Below are 17,047 nucleotides of genomic sequence, written 5' to 3'. Positions count from 1 at the left end.
AACGACCCGCCCGAGAGATGGTCAGGCGCGGCCGATTCCGCTGCCGCGCACGCCGTCGACGAATCCGGCCCACTCGTCGGAACCGAAGATCAACGCCGGGCCGCCGGGATTCTTGCTGTCCCGGACGCCGACGCGCCCGTCGGCCAGGAACGCGACCTCGACGCACTCCTTGCCCGCGCCGCTACGGCTGCTCTTGAACCATCGGGCGCCGACCAACTCACTGCTCATCCTGCGTCCTTTCCGAGCGGGGGCGTGTTCGTGCACACTGCCCTCGACCACTTATGCCGTGTAATCCTTCGCGACCTGCCGCAGCAGGTGCCTACTCGCGGGAACGTCCAGCGCGCAACGCAACAGGCTCTCGTGCGCCCGTCGATACCGCCGCACGTCACCTTGTCTCTCGAGATACAGATCTCCGGTGAAGCCCTCCACGTACACCACGGGCGGCTCCACCGGCTGCCCCTTGCTGTCGGTTCCGAATTCGAGGATCACGAACGGGCCGGTCGAAAGACCCAGGGGGACACCGGCCGCGAAGGGCAGGATGCGCAGCGTGACATTTTCCCTGGTACTCAGGTCGGCCAGGTGCCGTAGCTGCGCCGACATCACCCTTGCACTTCCGACGACGCGGCGCAAGACCGATTCTCCCAGTACGACATCCACCGTCGCGGGCTGAGTTTTGCGAGTGATCAAGGCCTGCCGCTGCAGTCGCAACTGCACGCGGCGCTCCACTTCGGCCTCGCTGTCGTCGGGATAGCCGAGGCCGTTGAGCGCGCGGGCGTACTCGGCGGTCTGTAGCAGGCCCGGCACCAGTTCGGACTGGTAGGAGGTCAGCCGTTGCGCCGAGGCCTCCAAACCCACATAGACGTCGAAGTTTTCGGGGATGAGGTCGCCGTAGGCGTGCCACCAGCTCTTGACGGCGGCCTGCTGGGCCAGGCCCTTGAGGCCCTCGGCGATGTCGTCCGGAATGCCGTATATGCGGCACAGCTCCTGAATGTCTATGGTGCGGATGCGATCTGCCTGGCCCTTCTCGAGCCGCTGCAGCGTGCTGGCGCCCCACTCCATCAGCCGGGCGGCCTCCGCGATGGTCAGCCCGGCCTGAGTTCGCCAGTCCCGCAGGTACCTTCCGAGCTGGCGGCGGGGGAGCGTCGACGACGCGTTCACAGAATTCTCAGACACAGCGCACTCCGTTCTCTCGGATGCCTTTCGTCCACTATGGAGAATCTTGCTCCCCCAGGTGGATTCGCTGCTGGAGATTCGCGCGAATTCCCTATGGATATCCAAATCGGGCTTGGCAACCGTCCAGTTGCGGGATGCTGGAAGTGTGCCAGCGACGGCACAGGATCTGGAATCGCACGCAGGAACGAGGAGTCATGGCTGTACACGTCATCGGGTCGTCGTTGATGACCAGCGACCTAACCCCGCATCGCGCCCGCAGCGTCGGACACGAAAGCTGGGTGGTGTCCTATCTTCCCGGCCGCACCCTCACCGGCACCCAGGCGGTCGCCGCGCTACAGGTTGCCGAAGTGGTGCCGCCGCTGCTCGACGCCGTCGGCGGGCTCGCCGACGAGTTCGGCCTGACCCCACTGGAAGCCGTCGGTATGGCTATTCACCAGCAGCCCTGGGACGACCCGGCGCCACCACCCGGCCGCCGGTCCCGGCAAGCCGTGGCGGGGGCGCCGGGGGTACCGGCATGCAACTGACCAGCCTGCACCTACCGGTCGCCGGATTGCTGCGCTGCGGCGTGGATCCGGGCATCCTCACCGCCGAACAAGCCCACGCCGCAATGCAACTGCACATCGACTGCACCGTGGACACCTGCAAGGTGCGCCGCCGCGCCCGCACCGTACTGGTGGAGCAGGGGCGCTGCGTGCTCGACGAACGGGCCATGCCGTGATCGCCCGGGAGAACGGCCGCACGGTGGTCCGGCTGCCCGAGACGCGCAGCGCCGTCCCCACGCGGCACGCGGCCCGCCGCGCCGCGCGGCCGCCTCGGCACACGCCGGCGCCCGGCCGCCGGGTGCCACGCACGACCGCCCGCGTCGGACCGGCCCGGCATGCCGCGTCCGCCCGGCGCGTGGGGATACGACACCGCCCCGCGCACGCCGGGCTGGACAACTACGACCGCCTGCTGCTGTGGTTCGCCGGGTGGCTGCTCAGCCTCCGGATCGCTCTGGTCGGAGAGCGCCCGATCGACGAAACCTAGTGTGCCGCAGGGCTACCCGGCGACGACGCCCATCAGGGCATCGACGAAGGGCTGACCGCCCATGATCGCGCCGCCGGCCAGCGCGCCGACCAGCAGACCGATCGGACCGGTGAGCCAGCTCAGGAAGAACATGCCGAGCACGGCGCCGATGAGGCCGCCGATCAGCCCGCCGGCGACCATGCCGACGACGTTGTTGTTGAGTTCGCTCACGAGCCGGCTCATCGGATCCACCGGCTGCAGCTCACCGATGTTCGCGCCCTTGGCATCCGGCGTCAGGGCGAGTGTGCGGCCGTCCGCGCTGATCTGCTGGGCCACCGGCAGGCGGTTGCCGCGAACCTCGAAAGTCAGTGGCACCTCGGCGATCACGGCGCCCTCGGCGGAGCGCAGCGCGACCTTGCTGCCGTTGTCGACGGTTTCGAACCGGCCGCCGTCGACGGTGGTGGTGAGCACGCGTTCGTCCTCGGACAGCGTGGAGTGATAGGCGACGCCCTGATCGACGCCCGACGACGTCAGTTCGCGAGTGGGGGCCGATGACGGTGTGGCGTTCACGGTTCCCGCTGTGATGCCCACGGCGACGACAGCCATGAGGGTGGTGGCGGCGAGCCTGCCGAGCTTCATCCTCTGATATCCTTTTTATACTCTTAATTCACACCGAGCCCTGGCGCGCCCGGTCGGCGACATACAGCGCCCGACTCTTGTTGCCGGAGGGTGCGATTGGCGAGATGCCGCGGAGCTTCGTTGCCGAATTGTGACCTTTGTGCGCCTTCGACTCGACGCGCGGCTCCGTTTGGTGTATGCACTACGTGTCTTCGACTTGCACTCTCACACTTCGGATCTCGCCAGTGATGGTTCGAAGCCGACACACTGGAGGATGGCACGTGTCGCGCCGACGCATCCATGCCGGATTCACTTTGGCGGGTTTCGTCATCGCGGCCGCGCTCTCGACGGCATGTCTCGCCGCAGCCGTGTTGTCGCTGATGGGCGACGACGAACCCACCCCCGTGCGGACACAGGCGGCCACCACCGCCACGCCGAGCGCGACCACGCAGGGACAACCGGGGCTCGTGGTCCCGAATCCCGCTGAGTCCTCTACCGAACCGGCGCCCACGGCCGCGCCCGCGGTCAACAAGGACGCCGCGCTGCGCAAGGACCCGGCCGAGATCGAGCTGAACGTCGGTGACTGCGTGGCCTTCGGCGGCGGCGACCCGGCCGTCAGCAAGTCCACCTGTGGCAGCACCGGTTCCAGCTACAAGGTCGTCGACAAGGCCGATCCGGCCAAGCGCTGCCCGGCCGACGTCGACCGGTCCTACACCGCCGCCGAGCCGAACGCCGGCTCGCTGTGCCTCGACATCAACTGGGTGGTCGGCGGCTGCATGGACATGAGCAGCGACACCCCCAAGCCGATCGAGTGCGGCGCCCGCCCCCCGAAGGGCGTGCGCGTGGTGGAGATCAAGCAGGGCACCGCGAACGTCAACGAGTGCTCGACCGGCGATCGCGGCTTCGTGTACAACCAGCGGAAGTTCGTGGTGTGCGTGGCGTCCCTGTGAGGCGCTGAGCTGCCACCGGTTGCGGCGGCGGGGCGTACCCCTATCCTTCTGGGTATCGGGGCGGGTCCGCTTGTCGAGGTTCCTGCACGAGTAGGTGAGAGGAACTTCTATGGTCCGCAGGCTACCCGCGGAGCCCGAGCACCGGCCGGTGGCGCCGGGCAACGAGCGCTGGCCTGTGGCCGAACCGGACGAGGACTGGAACGCCCGCCGCGCCCCGCGGAGCGAACCCGACGACGACTACTGGGATCAGCAGCCCGGTCGCCCGCCCGCACCGCCCGCCGACGACGGCCGCTGGTCGGCCGCGCCCGACGGCCGCTACGCGCCGGAAGCCGAGGCGGGCCAGGATCGCTGGGAGGCCGCGCGGAACCGGCGGCGCGCCCAGGCGCCCGAATCCGAGGACGAGTACTGGGAGGGCCCGCCGAACCGGCGCCGCGCCGATCCCGAGGACGAGGAACGCTGGGACAACACCCAGAGCAGGCGGCGGACGGGACGATTACGGGTCGAGGTTCCGCCGATCGTCAATCCGTACTCGATCATCGCGTTGATCGCGGCGCTGCTCGGGCTGTTTCCGGTGGCGCTGGTGTTCGGGCTCATCTCGTTCGGTCATCCGCGCGGGCGGGCGATGGCCATGTTCGCGCTGCTGATCGGGATTCTCGAGGTCGTGGTCCTCGCCGGGGTGCTGGTGCTGAGCGGAGTGACGGTGCCGCGCACCGTCTTACGTAGCGACCCGACCCCGGCGTCGGCCACCACCGTCGTCACCGTCACGGCCGCACCCACTTCGGCGCCCGCGCTCACCACGACCGTCGCCGCGGCCCCGGCTCCGGTCGCACCGCCCGCCGTCGCCAAGGGGGAGGCGTGCACCCAGGCCGATGCCGGTCGCATCGGCTCGGGGTCCGACGGCGGCACGCTGCTGTGCCTGCGCGGCGGCAGCGGATACCGCTGGGCCGGCCCGTACACGGTGACGACGGCCGTGCACGAGGGCGGAACGAAATGCATCCCCGGCACCGACACCACCGCCCGCACCACCGACGGCCACGCTCTAGTCTGCGAGGGGCGGGGGTCGGGAACCTGGTCGCTGTGGGTCGAGTGACCTGTCGATTCGAGAACGGAGGATGTCGATGGCCGAACGAGTGGCCGTAGTTTCCGGAGCCGCGCGCGGGATCGGCGCGGCGATCGCCACCCGGCTCGCCGCCGACGGCATGCGGGTCGGCGTGCTGGACCTGGACGCCGCGAACTGCGCCGACACCGTGCGGACGATCACCGAGGCCGGCGGCCGGGCCGTCGCGCTCGGGGCGGATGTCTCCGACGAGGCGGCCGTGGCGGCGGCGGTCGAGCAGCTGGAGCGGGAACTGGGCGCGCCGACCGTGGTGGTCAACAACGCCGGGGTGCTGCGTGACAACCTGCTGTTCAAGATGAGCGTCGACGACTGGGACACGGTGCTGGGCGTGCACCTGCGCGGTGCCTTCCTGCTGACCCGGGCGGTCCAGAAATACATGGTGGACGCCAAGTGGGGGCGCATCGTGAACCTGTCGAGCACCTCGGCGCTGGGCAACCGCGGTCAGGCCAACTACTCCGCGGCCAAGGCGGGCATGCAGGGCTTCACCAAGACGCTGGCGTTCGAACTGGGCAAGTTCGGCATCACCGCCAACGCGATCGCGCCCGGCTTCATCGTGACGGATATGACCGCGGCCACCGCGGCCCGCGTCGGCGTCTCCTTCGAGGACTTCCAGCAGGCCAACGCCGCGGCCATCCCGGTGCAGCGGGTGGGCCGCCCGGAGGATATCGCGCACACCGCGTCGTTCCTGGTCAGCGAGGGCGCGGGATTCGTTTCCGGCCAGGTGATCTACGTCGCCGGCGGGCCCAAGGACTGAATCCGGGACGCCCCGCGGGTAGCGTCGCGTGACATGAACCGACGGGCGGTTCGTCGTGTCGTGACGAGCTACGTACTGCTGTTGCCGAGTCTGGTGGGGATGGGCTGCTTCCTGCTGCTGCCGATCGTGGTGGTGGCGTGGCTGAGCCTGCACAGCTGGAACCTGCTGGGGCCCATGGAGTTCGCGGGACTGCGGAACTGGCGGTCGGTGCTGTCGGATCGGGAGTTCGGGCACGCGCTGCTGGTGACGCTGGCACTGACGGCGATCGTGGTGCCGGCGCAGACCGTGCTCGGCTTCGCGGTCGCGGCGCCGCTGGCCCGGCGGCGGGGCGGGGCGGTGCTGCGGGTGGTGTACGCGCTGCCGTGGATGTGCGCGCCGGTCGCGGTGGGCGTGGTGTGGCAGTGGCTGTTCGCGCCGACGGACGGCGCGCTGAACGCGGTGCTGGGGCGGCGGGTGGAATGGCTGTCCGACCCGGCGCTGGCCCTGCCTTCCGTTGCGGCGGTGAGCATCTGGATGAATTTCGGGTACGTGGCGTTGTTCTTCGTGGCCGGGATCCGGGCCATTCCTCGCGACATCCTGGAGGCCGGGGCGCTGGACGGCGCGACGGGCTGGCGGCGGACGCGCTGGCTGGTGCTGCCGCTGCTGCGGCCCACCATGTTCTTCGTCCTGGTCACCGGCGTGCTGACGGCGTTCCAGACCTTCGACACCGTGTACGCCCTGACCGGCGGCGGGCCGGGCGATCGCACCGAGGTGGTGGCGATGCGGATGTTCACCGAGGCGTTCGGCGCGGCGCGGCCGGGGCGGGCGGCGGTGATGGCGCTGGTGGTCTTCGCGGTGATGTTCGCGATCACGCTGGTACAGCACCGCTACTTCCGGAACAGGACCACCTATGAGTACTGAGAACTCGCGTGGGCCGACCGAGGCGATGCGCACCGGCGCCGTCTATCTCGCGTTGTGCGCGGGTGCGCTGCTGACCGTCGCACCGCTGGTGCTCAGTGCGCTCACCGCCGTGAAGACGCCCGGCCGGCTCGCCGCGGACTCGCCGCTCGCGCCGCCGAATCCGGTGACGGCGGACAACTTCCGGACCGTGCTCGATCAGGGCGGGCTGGGCCGGGCCGCGGTAGTGACCGCGCTGGTGACCGTGTTCATCACCGGCGGCCAGCTGATCACCTCGGTCCTCGCGGCATACGCCTTCGCGCGCACCGAGTTCCGGGGCCGCGAGGTGCTGTTCTGGATCTACCTGGGCACCATGATGGTGCCGCCGATGGTCACGCTGATCCCGCTGTATCTGATGTTCGCGAAGCTGGGGTGGCTGAATACGTTCTGGGCGTTGGTGTTGCCGTTCGTGTTCGGGTCGCCCTACGCGATATTCCTGCTGCGCCAGTACTTTCGGACCATTCCCGAAGAATTGCTCGGCGCCGCCCGGCTCGACGGCGCGAATACCGTGGATCTGCTGGTGCACGTGGTGGTGCCGATGAGCCGGCCGATCCTGGCCACCCTGACGCTGATCACGATCGTCACGCAGTGGAACAACTTCATGTGGCCCCTGGTGGCGAGCAGCGGCCCCACCTGGCGGGTGCTGACCGTGGCGACGGCGAATTTGCAGACGCAGTACAACGCGCAGTGGACGCTGGTGCTGGCCGCCACGACGCTGGCGATCGTGCCGCTCGTGGTGCTGTTCCTGGTGTTCCAGCGCCAGGTGTTGCGGTCGATCGCGTGGACGGGGCTGAAATGAAGACCTCCACGCGGGTACTGCTCGGGATCGCGCTGAGCGTGGTGCTGCTGGTCGCGGCGGCGCTGTGGCTGGGGCGCGCCGACGACGGCTCGGGTCGCACCGTGCTCCGGTTGCGCATCTGGGACGAGCAGTTCGTTGCCCCGTATCGGGAGTCCCTGGCCGCCTTCGAGCGCGCCAACCCCGATCTCGAGCTGCGGATCACGGTGGTGCCGTGGGCTTCCTATCAGCAGAAGCTGCGCTTGGACGTGGCCGGTGGCACCGCCGACGACCTGTTCTGGACGAATCAGTACGAGGATTACGCCGACGCGGGGCGACTCGTCGATGTCGGTGCGGCGCTGGGCCCGGACGCGGCGCGGCAGTGGGATCCGGCGGCGGTCACCCAATACACCCGGAGCGGAAAGCTCTGGGCCGTACCGCAATTCGTGGACGGCGGCACGGCGGTCTTCTACAACCGGGAGCTGCTCGCGGCGGCGGGCGTGGAGCCCGCGGAGCTGGACGCGGTGCGCTGGGGGTCCGGCAACGACGATACGTTCCGGCCGCTGCTGCGCCGCCTGTCCGCCGTCGCGCCGTGGGCGTACAACGCGGCCAACGACTTCCAGTCGATCGAACTGCCCTATCTCGGGTCGGCGGGCGGACGGTTCCAGCGCGACGATCGATTCGTGTTCGACAGCCCGCAGGGCGCCGCGGCCTTCACCTACCTGACCCGCCTGGTCGCCGACGGCCTCGCCCCCTCGGCCGCCGATACCGAGACCGACAGCGACTTCGCGAAAAACGCCTTCCTGCAAGGGAAGCTGGCATTGTTCCAGTCCGGGACCTACAACCTGGCGCAGATCGCCCGGCAGGCCCCCTTCGGCTGGGGCATCGCGATGCTGCCGCGCGGGCCGGTCGGCCGGGTGAGCACGAACAACGCCATCGGTGTCGCGGGCAATGCCGCGAGCGCGCATCCCGATGCCGTGCGCCGGGCGCTGGCCTGGCTGGGCGGTGCGGGCAACCGGTATCTCGTGCAGGGCGGCGCTACTGTCCCGGCGGTGGTCGCCGATCAACAGATCTACCGAGACTACTGGGCCGCCAAGGGAATCGACGTGTCGCCGTTCTTCGACGTGCTGGCCGGTCCGCGCATATCCTCCGGCGGAGGCCCGGGTTTCACCGCCGCGCTGGAAGCCATTCAGAACGTGTTCGGCGAGATGTTCCTCGGCCGGATTCCGGTGCCGGAAGCGCTCGCTCGCGCCCGCGCCGCGGCGGAGGCCGCGGTCAGATCCGGCTGATGTCGACCAGTGGGGTGCGGGGCGCGAATTTGGGTTTGCGGGCCTGGCCGGAGATCTCCAGGAGGCGGACGGCTCGATACCGGTGCGGGCGCAGCGGTTCCAGGTATTCGATCATGGCGGCGTCGTCGATCGCGTGGCCGAGCAGGGTCCAGCCGACGATGGCGGCCAGGTGGAAATCGCCCACCGACAACGCGTCCGGATCACCGAAGGCGCGCTGCGCGATCTCGGCGGCCGTCCACACGCCGATCCCGGGGACCGCGCACAGCCGCCGCGCGGCCGCGGCATGGTCCATCGCGGCGGCCTGCTCCAGCTTGTCGGCCATCCGCGCGGCGAGCACGATCGTCTTGGCCCGCTGCGGGTCGACATTGGCGCGGTGATAGGTCCACGACGGCAGGTAGCGCCAGGTCTCGGCGTCCGGGGCCACCCGCATCGGCGCGGGAGTGGGACCGGGAGCCGGGTCGCCGTGCGCCCACACCAGCTTGCGCCAGGACGCCCGCGCCGAGACCGTGTGCACCCGCTGCTCGAGCACCGAGGGCACCAGCGTCTCGAACACCAGGCCGGTGCGCAGCATCCGCAACCCCGGGAAGCGGCGGTGCGCCTCGGCGATCTTCGGGTGTTCCGGCGCGAAGCCGCCGAGGTCCTCGTCGAGGCACAGCATGTGCGGCAGCCGATCGAGGAACTCCGCCGCGCCCGCACCCCACGCCCGGGCCGCCACCGCGCACGGCCCGGCCTGGACCAGCCGGTAGGTGACCGGGCCCGTCGGCATCCGGGACGCGTGCCAGTGCGCTCCGTCCGGGGTCTCCCGATGGCAGGGGTCGCCGGGGCCGCGCCGCAGCGGCGCCACGGTGTGCGCCAGATCGATCGGGCGGTCCGCGGTCACCGTGCGCGCCGCGCCGTCGATCTCCGTTGCCACCGGGACATTGTGGCCCCGGTCCGGTTCCGGTGGCACACCGGGCCCGTCACAGAAAAGTGAGGTGCGCCATATGAGGTTTCGTGACATCCACTACTGGGGATAGCGGCGCACCATGACTGACCAGTAGCTTGTAACGGGACTATCACATACGGCGATCTCGATACCGATTGATCACACAGGCAATCGGTCGGCATATGCCGCGACGGAGGTTTCAATGATCACCAATGTTCTGAATTGGCTACTCAACGCCTGGGGCGGCGTATCCGCCGGCAGCTCCGGCTACCAGATCCCGCCGGGCACCCTGCCGTTCGGCAGCTGAGCCCGCACCACCCGCACCTACCGAAAAGTCATCGCCCCGTGAGGAATTGGGCCAGGTGGCGGCCGGTCCGACCGGCCAGCTGAGCGGCCTGGGTGCGGCAGGAGAATCCGTCGGCGAGGAATGGCGTGGCGGAGTCGGCGGTACGGAGGGCGGGCAGGAGTCCGTTCTCCGCCACCGCCACCGATATGTCGTAATGGCCCGACTGCATGCCGAAGTTTCCGGCAAGTCCACAGCAACCCGTGATTTCGGTGACCTCGGCGCCGGCTCGGCGCAGTATGCGACGGTCGGCGTCGAAACCGGTGACCGCGTGCTGATGACAGTGCGGCTGCACCAAAACTCGCTCTCCGGAGCGGTCGGGCGGCTGCCAGCCGGGCTGCTGTTCGAGGAATTCGGCGAGCGTGCGGACCGCGGCGGCGGTGGCCGCCACGCGCGGATCGCCGGGTAGCAGTTCCACCAGGTCCGAGCGCAGGACCGCGGTGCACGAGGGTTCCAGCCCGACCACGACGCCACCGGCGCGGACGTGCTCGTCGAGGGCGGTCAGCGTGGCGCGCAACCGCTTTCGGGCGCCGTCGAGCTGGCCGGTGCTGATCCAGGTGAGCCCGCAGCAGACCCGGCGGCGGGGAATTCGCACCCGATGGCCCAGCGATTCGATCAGTTGCACAGCGGCCCAGGCGATCTCGGGTTCGAACGCGTCGGTGAAGGTGTCGATCCACAACATCACCTCCGGTGTGCCGTGGGCACTCGGCGCGTCGCTGGTCTCGGCGGTCCGTTCCGCCCACATCGCACGAAAGCTCTTGTCCGCCAACCGCGGCACTTCGCGGCGCGGATCGATGCCGACCGCGCGCAGGCCCGGACGGCGGAGCGGCCCGAGTCCGCTCACGGCATTGAACAGGCGCGGCATGCGGGTGCCCAGCGCCAGCCAGCTCGGCATCCGGCCCAGGACATAGTGATCGAGCGGACGCGGGCGGTGCCGGTAGCGGCGGTGCAGCACCTCGGATTTGTAGGTGGCCATATCGACCCCGGCCGGGCAGTCCGAACCGCAGGCCTTGCAGGACAGGCACAGGTCCAGCGACTCCGCGACCGCGGCCGACCGCCAGTCCAGTGCGCCGCGCACGACCTCCTGGAGTACTCGGGCCCGGCCCCGGGTGCTGTCCTTCTCGTCGGCGGTCGCCAGATACGACGGGCACATGAAGCCGCCGGTGGCTCGGGTGTCCGCGCGGCACTTGCCGATTCCGACGCAGCGATGGACGGCGGCGCCAAGCTCGCCGTCCGCGAGGAAGGCGAAACCGCCCCGCGGGGGAACCGGCGGCACGCCCGTCACGCGCAGGTCCGCGTCGATCGGCTCGGGCCGCACCAGCACGCCGGGGTTGAGGACGCCGTCCGGGTCGAACAGCGCCTTGAATTCGGCGAACGCGGCCAGCGCGGCGGGAGAGTACATGCGCGCCAGCAGTTCCGAGCGCGCTCGTCCGTCGCCGTGTTCCCCCGACAGCGAGCCGCCGAAACGCACCACCCGGTCGGCGGCGTCCTCGAGGAAGGCCCGGAACCGTTGCGGCGCATCGGCGATCGGCAGATCCAGGCGCACGTGGATGCAGCCGTCGCCGATGTGCCCGTACAGCAGGCCGTCCACCCCGTGCGCGCGCTGCAACTCCTCGAAGTCACGCAGGTAGTCGCCGAGCCGCTCGGGCGGCACCGCGGCGTCCTCCCAGCCCGGCCACGCCGGATTGCCGTCCGGGGTGCGCCCGGCCAGTCCCGCGCCGTCGGCCCGGATTCGCCACAGTCGCGCCGCCTCTTCCTGATTCGTGACGATCCGGCTGTCCAGCGCGTTCGCTGCCGCGCACAGCGCCGTGGCCCGGTCCCGCGCCTCGTCGGCGGTGTCACCGGCGAATTCGACGAACAGCCAGCCGCCGCCGGCCGGTAACTCGGGGACCCGGCCGCGGTGCGCGCGCACGACGTCGACCAGCTTCGCGTCGATGCCCTCCACGGCGATCGGCGCGCCCGCCATGACCGCGCCGACATCGTCCGCGGCCGTGGGCATGTCGGGGTAGCCGAGGACCACGAGCACGGTGGCCCGCGGCACCGGCACCAGCGCGACGGTGGCCTCCAGCAGCAGGCCGCAGGTGCCCTCGGTGCCGACGAACGCCTTGGCGGCCGACGAAACTCGTTCCGGCAGTAGATGTTCCAGCGCGTAGCCGGAGGCCTGCCGCTCGAATCTGCCGAATTCGGTGCGGATCAGCGCAAGCCGGGCACGTCCGAACTCGGCGAGGCCGGGCACCGCCGCCAGGCCGTCGGCCAGTGTCCGCTCGGCGCCGGCGCCGTCGAGAATCCGCAAGGCGCGCACGGTGTCCGAGGTCCGGCCCCAGGCGACCGCGTGCGGCCCGCAGGCGTTGTTGCCGATCATCCCGCCCAGCGTGCAGCGGTTCTGAGTGGACGGGTCGGGGCCGAACCGCAGGCCGTGCGCCGCGCCGCGCCGTTGCAGCGCCGCCAGCACGACTCCCGGTTGTACTCGCGCCCAGCGGTTCTCGGCATCGACCTCGAGCACGGCGTGCATGTGTCTGCTGAAGTCGAGGACCAGTCCGGCGCCGATGGCGTTGCCCGCCACCGAGGTGCCCGCACCGCGCGCGGTGACCGGCAGCCCCTCGGCACGGGCGAACTCCAGCGCCGCCGCCACGTCCTCGTCGCGGCGGGGATACACCACGGCGGCGGGGAGCACGCGGTAGTTCGAGGCGTCGGAGGAGTACTCCGCCCGGCGGCGTTCGGAGTCGTCGACCTCGCCGCCGATCCGGTCGCGCAGCGCCTGCACCCACGAGTCGGTCATATCGCCACACTATTCCCGGGGCGCGCGCGGCGGCCGGTCCTGCGGCGCGAGCCCGTTTTGCCTGTTTCGGTCGTGGCCTACGCTGCTGTTCCGGCCTCGGGCGTCTATCGAGAGCGGGAGAGCGGAGGATCGATGTCGAGCGAGAACGCGCCGAGCGGCCGGAAACGGGACGCGGCCGCGACCCGGGCGGCCATCCTGACGGCCGCCCAGGAGCTGTTCGCCGAGCGCGGGTACGAGCGCGCCACGGTGCGCGACATCGCGGCGCGCGCCGGGGTGAACCAGGCCCTGCTGTTCCGCTACTTCGGCAGCAAGGACGACCTGTTCCGCGCCGCGATCGCCGACCGCGGGCGGCGGGTGCTGGCGGATGGGCCGGTCGACGGGCTGCTGGCGCGGTTGCTGGCGCGCTCCCTGACCCCGGCCGATACGACGACACAGGGGTACTGGTTGCAGGCCGCGTTGCGCTCCGGCGGACACGATGAGGGCGCTTCGGCCATCCGCCGGGAACTGGGCGAGGAGTACATCCGGGCGCTGTCCGAACTCACCGACGAACCCGACGGCGCGCTGCGCGCCGACCTGCTGCTGTCCTGGCTGTTGGGCATCGGGCTGATGCGGTCCGTGCACCGCCGCGAGCCGCTGGCCAGTGCCGATCCGGCCGATGTCGCCCGGCACGTGCTGCGCGCCGCGCACGCGCTGCTGCCCGGCGTGGATACGAATTTCCCACCGGCGTAAGGGGATTGGCACCGTTGACGCGGAATGTGAGATCCCTTACCTTAGGTAAGTAAGCGAGCGCTTACATCGGTGGGCGACCCACCGGCGTCGGGAAGGGAGAACGCATGACCGTGCCGACCGAGGTCCGCCGATACCCGTTCGGTGAGCCCGTCCGTCTCGACATGCATCCGCTGATGACGAAACTTCAGCGGGAGGAACCGGTTTCGCGCATCCGGCTGCCCTACGGCGGCGAGGGCTGGCTGGTCACCCGCTACGACGACGTCAAACTGGTGCTCGCCGACCGGCGGTTCAGCCGCGCCGCCGCCGCGGACCGCGAGGACGTCCCGCGCACCACGCCGGTGCCGGCCCGCTCGGATTCGCTGCTCAGCATGGATCCGCCCGAACACAGCAGGCTGCGCAAGCTGGTCGTGAAGGCGTTCACCGGCCGCCGGGTCGAGCAGCTGCGCCCGCGCACGCACGAGATCGTGACGGAGCGGCTGGCGGCGCTGGAACGGTCCGGCGCACCGGCCGACCTGGTCCAGCACTTCGCGTTGCCGCTGCCGGTCACCGTGATCTGCGAGATGCTCGGCGTGCCGCCGCGCGATCAGCACCGGTTCCGCGACTTCTCCGACATGATGCTGTCCACCACCGCCTACACCCGCGAGCAGATCACCGCCGGGCGCCTCGGATTCGAGGAGTATCTCGCCGAACTGATCGGACAGCGGCGCGCGCGGCCGACCGACGATCTGCTCGGCGCGCTGGTCACCGCCCGCGACAATGACGACCGGCTCAGCGAGAAGGAGCTGGTCAATCTGGGTATCACGCTGTTGATCGCGGGGCACGAGACGACCGCCAACCAGATCGCCAACTTCGTCTATCTGCTGCTCACCGAGCGGCGGTACTGGGAACTGCTGCAGGTCCGGCCGGATCTGCTGCCCGGCGCGGTCGAGGAACTGCTGCGCTTCGTGCAGTTGGGGGCGGGCGGCGCGTCGCCCCGGATCGCCACCGAGGACGTGCGGCTCGGCGAGGTGACCGTGCGGGCGGGCGAGGCGGTGTTCGTCAATACCCCGACGGCCAATCGCGACGAGTCCGTGTTCGACCGCGCCGACGAGCTGGACCTCACCCGCGCGCACAATCCACACGTGGCCTTCGGGTACGGCGCGCACCACTGCCTCGGCGCGCAGCTGGCGCGGCTGGAGTTGCAGATCGCGATCGGCGCTCTGCTGCAACACTTTCCGACATTGCGGCTGGCGGTGCCGAGCGAGGCGGTGCCGTGGAAGTCCGGCCTGCTGGTGCGCGGCCCCAAGTCCCTCCCCGTCGCCTGGTAGGGCGAGCCCCACTCTGCGGGCATCACATCCCGCTCCCCGCACACCCTCCGGTGCACACCCATCCCCTCCCCGCCCTCCTCGCTGCGCGCTCCGCAGCTACCCGCCGCCCGCACGTTCGCTGTGCGCTCCACTGCTATCCGCAGCCCGCCCTCCTTGCTGTGCGCCACAGCTACTCGCAGCCCGCCCTCCTCGCTGTGCGCTCCGCTGCTACCTCCTGCCCGCCCTCCTCGCTGTGCGCTCCGCTGCTTCCCGGTGCCCGCACGTTCGCTGTGCGCGAACTTCTGTGCGGGCGGGAAGGGTTGCTCTCAACCAATGTTGAGGTCTTAGTGTCGGTGCCCTCGGGTTGAATGGCCGGAGTGGAAGGAGTGGCCGGATGAGTATCGAGTCGGAGGCGTGGGGTCAGCTCTATCGGCAGGCGCACGCGCCGCAGGAACGGCGCGCGCTCAGCCGCGCCACGGCTCGGCGGATTCTGCGTTTCGCGGGGCCGCACCGGCCGCTGCTGATCGGGTTCCTGGTGTTCAGCGTGGTGTCGGCCGTGTTGTCGGTGGCCAACCCGGTGCTCGCCGGGCAGGTGGTCGACAAGATCGTCGGGCAGGCGGCCCCGGGTTCGGTGGCGCTGCTGGCGGCGGTGATCGGCGCGGTCGCGGTGGTCGACGCCGCGCTCGGCATCGTGATCCGGTGGCTGTCCTCCCGCATAGGTGAAGGCCTGATCCTGGACCTGCGCACGGCGGTGTTCGACCACGTCCAGCGGCTGCCCATCGCCTTCTTCACCCGCACCCGCACGGGCGCACTGGTCAGCCGCCTCAACAACGACGTGATCGGCGCCCAGCGGGCCTTCAGCACCACGCTGTCGGGCGTCGTCACCAATGTGGTGACACTGCTGCTCACGCTGGCGGTCATGGTGCGGCTGTCCTGGCAGATCACCCTGCTGGCGCTGGTCCTGTTGCCGCTGTTCATGATTCCCGCGCGACGCATGGGGGTCCGGGTGGCCGCGATCCAGCGCGAGGCCGCGCAGCTCAACGCCGCGATGAGCACCCAGATGACCGAGCGGTTCTCCGCCCCGGGCGCCACGCTGGTGAAACTGTTCGGCCGCCCGCACCAGGAGTCGGCCGAGTTCGCGACGCGGGCGGGCCGGGTGCGCGATATCGGCGTCCGCACCGCCATGCTGCAAACCGTCTTCGTCACCGCGCTGACGCTGGTGTCGGCACTGGCCGTGGCGCTGGTGTACGGGCTCGGCGGCTGGTACGCCCTGCGCGGACAGCTCGACGCCGGTTCGGTGGTGGCGCTGTCGCTGCTGCTGACCCGCCTGTACACCCCGCTCACCGCGCTGGCCAGTGCCCGGGTCGACATCATGTCGGCGCTGGTGAGTTTCGAGCGCGTATTCGAGGTGCTGGACCTGAAACCGCTGATCGAGGACGCTCCCGACGCGACATCGGTTCCGGCGGGCCCCGTCTCGGTGGAGTTCGAGGACGTGCACTTCGGCTATCCCTCGGCGGACAAGGTGTCGCTGGCCTCGCTCGAGGATGTCGCGACCCTCGACGGCCGCGGCGGAGTCGAGGTGCTGCACGGGATTTCGCTGCGCGCCGAACCGGGGCAGACGATCGCGCTGGTCGGCTCGTCCGGCGCCGGGAAATCCACGATCGCCCAGCTGGTTTCGCGGCTGTACGACGTCGACTCCGGCGCGGTCCGCCTGAACGGCAGCGATGTGCGCGGGCTGACGGCCCGCTCCGTGCACGACACGGTCGGCCTGGTCACCCAGGACGGTCACCTGTTCCACGACACCATCCGCGCCAACCTGCTGCTGGCGCGCCCGGAGGCGGCCGAGAGCGAGCTGTGGGACGCGTTGCGCCGGGCCCGGCTCCACGATCTGGTGGCCACACTGCCGGACGGGCTGGACACGGTGGTCGGCGAGCGCGGCTACCGGCTCTCGGGCGGCGAGCGCCAGCGCCTGACGATCGCGCGCCTGCTGTTGAAGCAGCCGCGGGTGGTGATCCTGGACGAGGCCACCGCCTCGCTGGACTCGACCTCGGAGGCGGCCGTGCAGGAAGCGCTGACGGAGGCGCTGGACGGCAAGACGGCGCTGGTGATCGCCCACCGCCTGTCCACCGTCCGCAATGCCGACCAGATCCTGGTCCTGGAGGACGGCCGCATCGTCGAGCGCGGTACCCACGCCACCCTGCTCGCCGCCGGCGGCCGCTACAGCGAGCTCTACCGCACCCAGTTCGCCGACGACCCGGAACCGGTGGCCGCCTAGGGCTGTCGAGGCCGCGTGCCCGGCGAACACGACCGCTGCGAGCGAAGACCGGCCACCCCGTCGAAAGACGGGGTGGCCGGTCTTCGCTCGAAA

17 protein-coding genes are annotated in these 17,047 nt (G+C 70.4%); 12 read left to right on the top strand and 5 right to left on the bottom strand.

Annotated features, from left to right (window positions below; translation table 11 throughout):
- Window positions 1–21 precede the first annotated feature (21 nt).
- Both ACFMRZ_RS22930 and ACFMRZ_RS22925 read right to left on the bottom strand, forming a co-directional pair.
- Window positions 22–228: a DUF397 domain-containing protein gene (locus ACFMRZ_RS22930; protein WP_280272279.1), complete on the bottom strand. Its 207-nt coding sequence runs from the start codon at window positions 226–228 to the stop codon at window positions 22–24.
- 51 nt (window positions 229–279) lie between these two features.
- Entirely contained in the window at window positions 280–1,173 is an 894-nt protein-coding gene (locus ACFMRZ_RS22925) for a helix-turn-helix transcriptional regulator (protein ID WP_280366534.1), read from the bottom strand.
- A gap of 194 nt (window positions 1,174–1,367) precedes the next feature.
- Between ACFMRZ_RS22925 and ACFMRZ_RS22920 the strand changes: the two genes are divergently transcribed.
- From ACFMRZ_RS22920 to ACFMRZ_RS22910, 3 genes are read left to right on the top strand one after another with little or no spacing between them, the layout of a single operon-like run.
- Window positions 1,368–1,697 (top strand): hypothetical protein, encoded by a 330-nt coding sequence (locus ACFMRZ_RS22920; protein ID WP_400180690.1) that lies wholly within the window; start codon window positions 1,368–1,370, stop codon window positions 1,695–1,697.
- The gene (locus ACFMRZ_RS22915) at window positions 1,688–1,891 is read left to right on the top strand and encodes a hypothetical protein (RefSeq protein ID WP_280272282.1); all 204 of its coding nucleotides are present in this window, start codon (window positions 1,688–1,690) and stop codon (window positions 1,889–1,891) included. Before ACFMRZ_RS22920 ends, ACFMRZ_RS22915 begins: the two co-directional genes overlap by 10 nt.
- The gene (locus ACFMRZ_RS22910) at window positions 1,888–2,199 is read left to right on the top strand and encodes a hypothetical protein (RefSeq protein WP_400180689.1); all 312 of its coding nucleotides are present in this window, start codon (window positions 1,888–1,890) and stop codon (window positions 2,197–2,199) included. The genes ACFMRZ_RS22915 and ACFMRZ_RS22910 overlap by 4 nt, the downstream gene beginning before the upstream one ends.
- Before the next feature lie 12 nt (window positions 2,200–2,211).
- On the opposite strand, the gene ACFMRZ_RS22905 is transcribed toward ACFMRZ_RS22910, so the two are convergent.
- Entirely contained in the window at window positions 2,212–2,817 is a 606-nt protein-coding gene (locus ACFMRZ_RS22905) for a hypothetical protein (protein ID WP_280272284.1), read from the bottom strand.
- Between the two features lie 260 nt (window positions 2,818–3,077).
- Here ACFMRZ_RS22905 and ACFMRZ_RS22900 point away from each other — a divergent pair, with 260 nt between their 5' ends.
- The 6 genes from ACFMRZ_RS22900 (at window position 3,078) to ACFMRZ_RS22875 (ending at window position 8,617) form a co-directional block, all read left to right on the top strand.
- On the top strand, window positions 3,078–3,746 hold the full coding sequence (locus ACFMRZ_RS22900; protein WP_280272285.1) for a hypothetical protein: 669 nt from the start codon (window positions 3,078–3,080) through the stop codon (window positions 3,744–3,746).
- A gap of 109 nt (window positions 3,747–3,855) precedes the next feature.
- A complete protein-coding gene (locus ACFMRZ_RS22895; RefSeq protein ID WP_400180688.1) occupies window positions 3,856–4,836 on the top strand; it encodes a DUF4190 domain-containing protein in 981 nt (326 codons plus the stop codon).
- 28 nt (window positions 4,837–4,864) lie between these two features.
- Window positions 4,865–5,617 (top strand): 3-oxoacyl-ACP reductase FabG, encoded by a 753-nt coding sequence (gene fabG / locus ACFMRZ_RS22890; RefSeq protein WP_400180687.1) that lies wholly within the window; start codon window positions 4,865–4,867, stop codon window positions 5,615–5,617.
- Window positions 5,618–5,650: 33 nt separating this feature from the next.
- Window positions 5,651–6,517 (top strand): carbohydrate ABC transporter permease, encoded by an 867-nt coding sequence (locus ACFMRZ_RS22885; RefSeq protein ID WP_400180686.1) that lies wholly within the window; start codon window positions 5,651–5,653, stop codon window positions 6,515–6,517.
- Window positions 6,507–7,352, top strand: coding sequence for a carbohydrate ABC transporter permease (locus ACFMRZ_RS22880; protein ID WP_400180685.1), 846 nt, complete (start codon window positions 6,507–6,509; stop codon window positions 7,350–7,352). Before ACFMRZ_RS22885 ends, ACFMRZ_RS22880 begins: the two co-directional genes overlap by 11 nt.
- Window positions 7,349–8,617, top strand: a complete 1,269-nt coding sequence (locus ACFMRZ_RS22875) for an ABC transporter substrate-binding protein (protein ID WP_400180684.1) — start codon at window positions 7,349–7,351, stop codon at window positions 8,615–8,617. The genes ACFMRZ_RS22880 and ACFMRZ_RS22875 overlap by 4 nt, the downstream gene beginning before the upstream one ends.
- On the opposite strand, the gene ACFMRZ_RS22870 is transcribed toward ACFMRZ_RS22875, so the two are convergent.
- Both ACFMRZ_RS22870 and ACFMRZ_RS22865 read right to left on the bottom strand, forming a co-directional pair.
- Window positions 8,604–9,530, bottom strand: coding sequence for a DNA-3-methyladenine glycosylase family protein (locus ACFMRZ_RS22870; protein WP_400180683.1), 927 nt, complete (start codon window positions 9,528–9,530; stop codon window positions 8,604–8,606). The two genes, ACFMRZ_RS22875 and ACFMRZ_RS22870, sit on opposite strands and share 14 nt — an antisense overlap.
- Window positions 9,531–9,877: 347 nt before the next feature.
- Window positions 9,878–12,664 (bottom strand): FAD-binding and (Fe-S)-binding domain-containing protein, encoded by a 2,787-nt coding sequence (locus ACFMRZ_RS22865; protein WP_400180682.1) that lies wholly within the window; start codon window positions 12,662–12,664, stop codon window positions 9,878–9,880.
- 132 nt (window positions 12,665–12,796) lie between these two features.
- Here ACFMRZ_RS22865 and ACFMRZ_RS22860 point away from each other — a divergent pair, with 132 nt between their 5' ends.
- The 3 genes from ACFMRZ_RS22860 to ACFMRZ_RS22850 all read left to right on the top strand — a co-directional run bounded on the left by ACFMRZ_RS22860 (window position 12,797) and on the right by ACFMRZ_RS22850 (window position 16,954).
- The gene (locus tag ACFMRZ_RS22860) at window positions 12,797–13,393 is read left to right on the top strand and encodes a TetR family transcriptional regulator (RefSeq protein ID WP_400180681.1); all 597 of its coding nucleotides are present in this window, start codon (window positions 12,797–12,799) and stop codon (window positions 13,391–13,393) included.
- Window positions 13,394–13,497: 104 nt separating this feature from the next.
- Window positions 13,498–14,700: a cytochrome P450 gene (locus ACFMRZ_RS22855; protein ID WP_400180680.1), complete on the top strand. Its 1,203-nt coding sequence runs from the start codon at window positions 13,498–13,500 to the stop codon at window positions 14,698–14,700.
- A 373-nt stretch (window positions 14,701–15,073) separates the two neighbouring features.
- Window positions 15,074–16,954, top strand: coding sequence for an ABC transporter ATP-binding protein (locus ACFMRZ_RS22850; protein ID WP_400180679.1), 1,881 nt, complete (start codon window positions 15,074–15,076; stop codon window positions 16,952–16,954).
- Window positions 16,955–17,047 lie beyond the last annotated feature (93 nt).

Origin of the sequence: Nocardia sp. N2S4-5 (genome assembly GCF_044628355.1) — a bacterium.
Taxonomy (GTDB): Bacteria; Actinomycetota; Actinomycetes; order Mycobacteriales; family Mycobacteriaceae; genus Nocardia; species Nocardia wallacei_B.
Note: the sequence above shows the minus strand (reverse complement) of the source record. Positions and strands in the feature narration are given on the sequence as shown.

Bases quoted from the DNA above. Each gene is read 5' to 3' on its own strand.
- ACFMRZ_RS22915 (WP_280272282.1), top strand. From the start codon at position 1,688: ATGCAACTGACCAGCCTGCACCTACCGGTCGCCGGATTGCTGCGCTGC.
- ACFMRZ_RS22850 (WP_400180679.1), top strand. From the start codon at position 15,074: ATGAGTATCGAGTCGGAGGCGTGGGGTCAGCTCTATCGGCAGGCGCAC.
- ACFMRZ_RS22855 (WP_400180680.1), top strand. From the start codon at position 13,498: ATGACCGTGCCGACCGAGGTCCGCCGATACCCGTTCGGTGAGCCCGTC.
- ACFMRZ_RS22865 (WP_400180682.1), bottom strand. From the start codon at position 12,664: ATGACCGACTCGTGGGTGCAGGCGCTGCGCGACCGGATCGGCGGCGAG.
- ACFMRZ_RS22930 (WP_280272279.1), bottom strand. From the start codon at position 228: ATGAGCAGTGAGTTGGTCGGCGCCCGATGGTTCAAGAGCAGCCGTAGC.
- ACFMRZ_RS22895 (WP_400180688.1), top strand. From the start codon at position 3,856: ATGGTCCGCAGGCTACCCGCGGAGCCCGAGCACCGGCCGGTGGCGCCG.
- ACFMRZ_RS22880 (WP_400180685.1), top strand. From the start codon at position 6,507: ATGAGTACTGAGAACTCGCGTGGGCCGACCGAGGCGATGCGCACCGGC.
- fabG (WP_400180687.1), top strand. From the start codon at position 4,865: ATGGCCGAACGAGTGGCCGTAGTTTCCGGAGCCGCGCGCGGGATCGGC.
- ACFMRZ_RS22920 (WP_400180690.1), top strand. From the start codon at position 1,368: ATGGCTGTACACGTCATCGGGTCGTCGTTGATGACCAGCGACCTAACC.
- ACFMRZ_RS22875 (WP_400180684.1), top strand. From the start codon at position 7,349: ATGAAGACCTCCACGCGGGTACTGCTCGGGATCGCGCTGAGCGTGGTG.
- ACFMRZ_RS22860 (WP_400180681.1), top strand. From the start codon at position 12,797: ATGTCGAGCGAGAACGCGCCGAGCGGCCGGAAACGGGACGCGGCCGCG.
- ACFMRZ_RS22885 (WP_400180686.1), top strand. From the start codon at position 5,651: ATGAACCGACGGGCGGTTCGTCGTGTCGTGACGAGCTACGTACTGCTG.
- ACFMRZ_RS22905 (WP_280272284.1), bottom strand. From the start codon at position 2,817: ATGAAGCTCGGCAGGCTCGCCGCCACCACCCTCATGGCTGTCGTCGCC.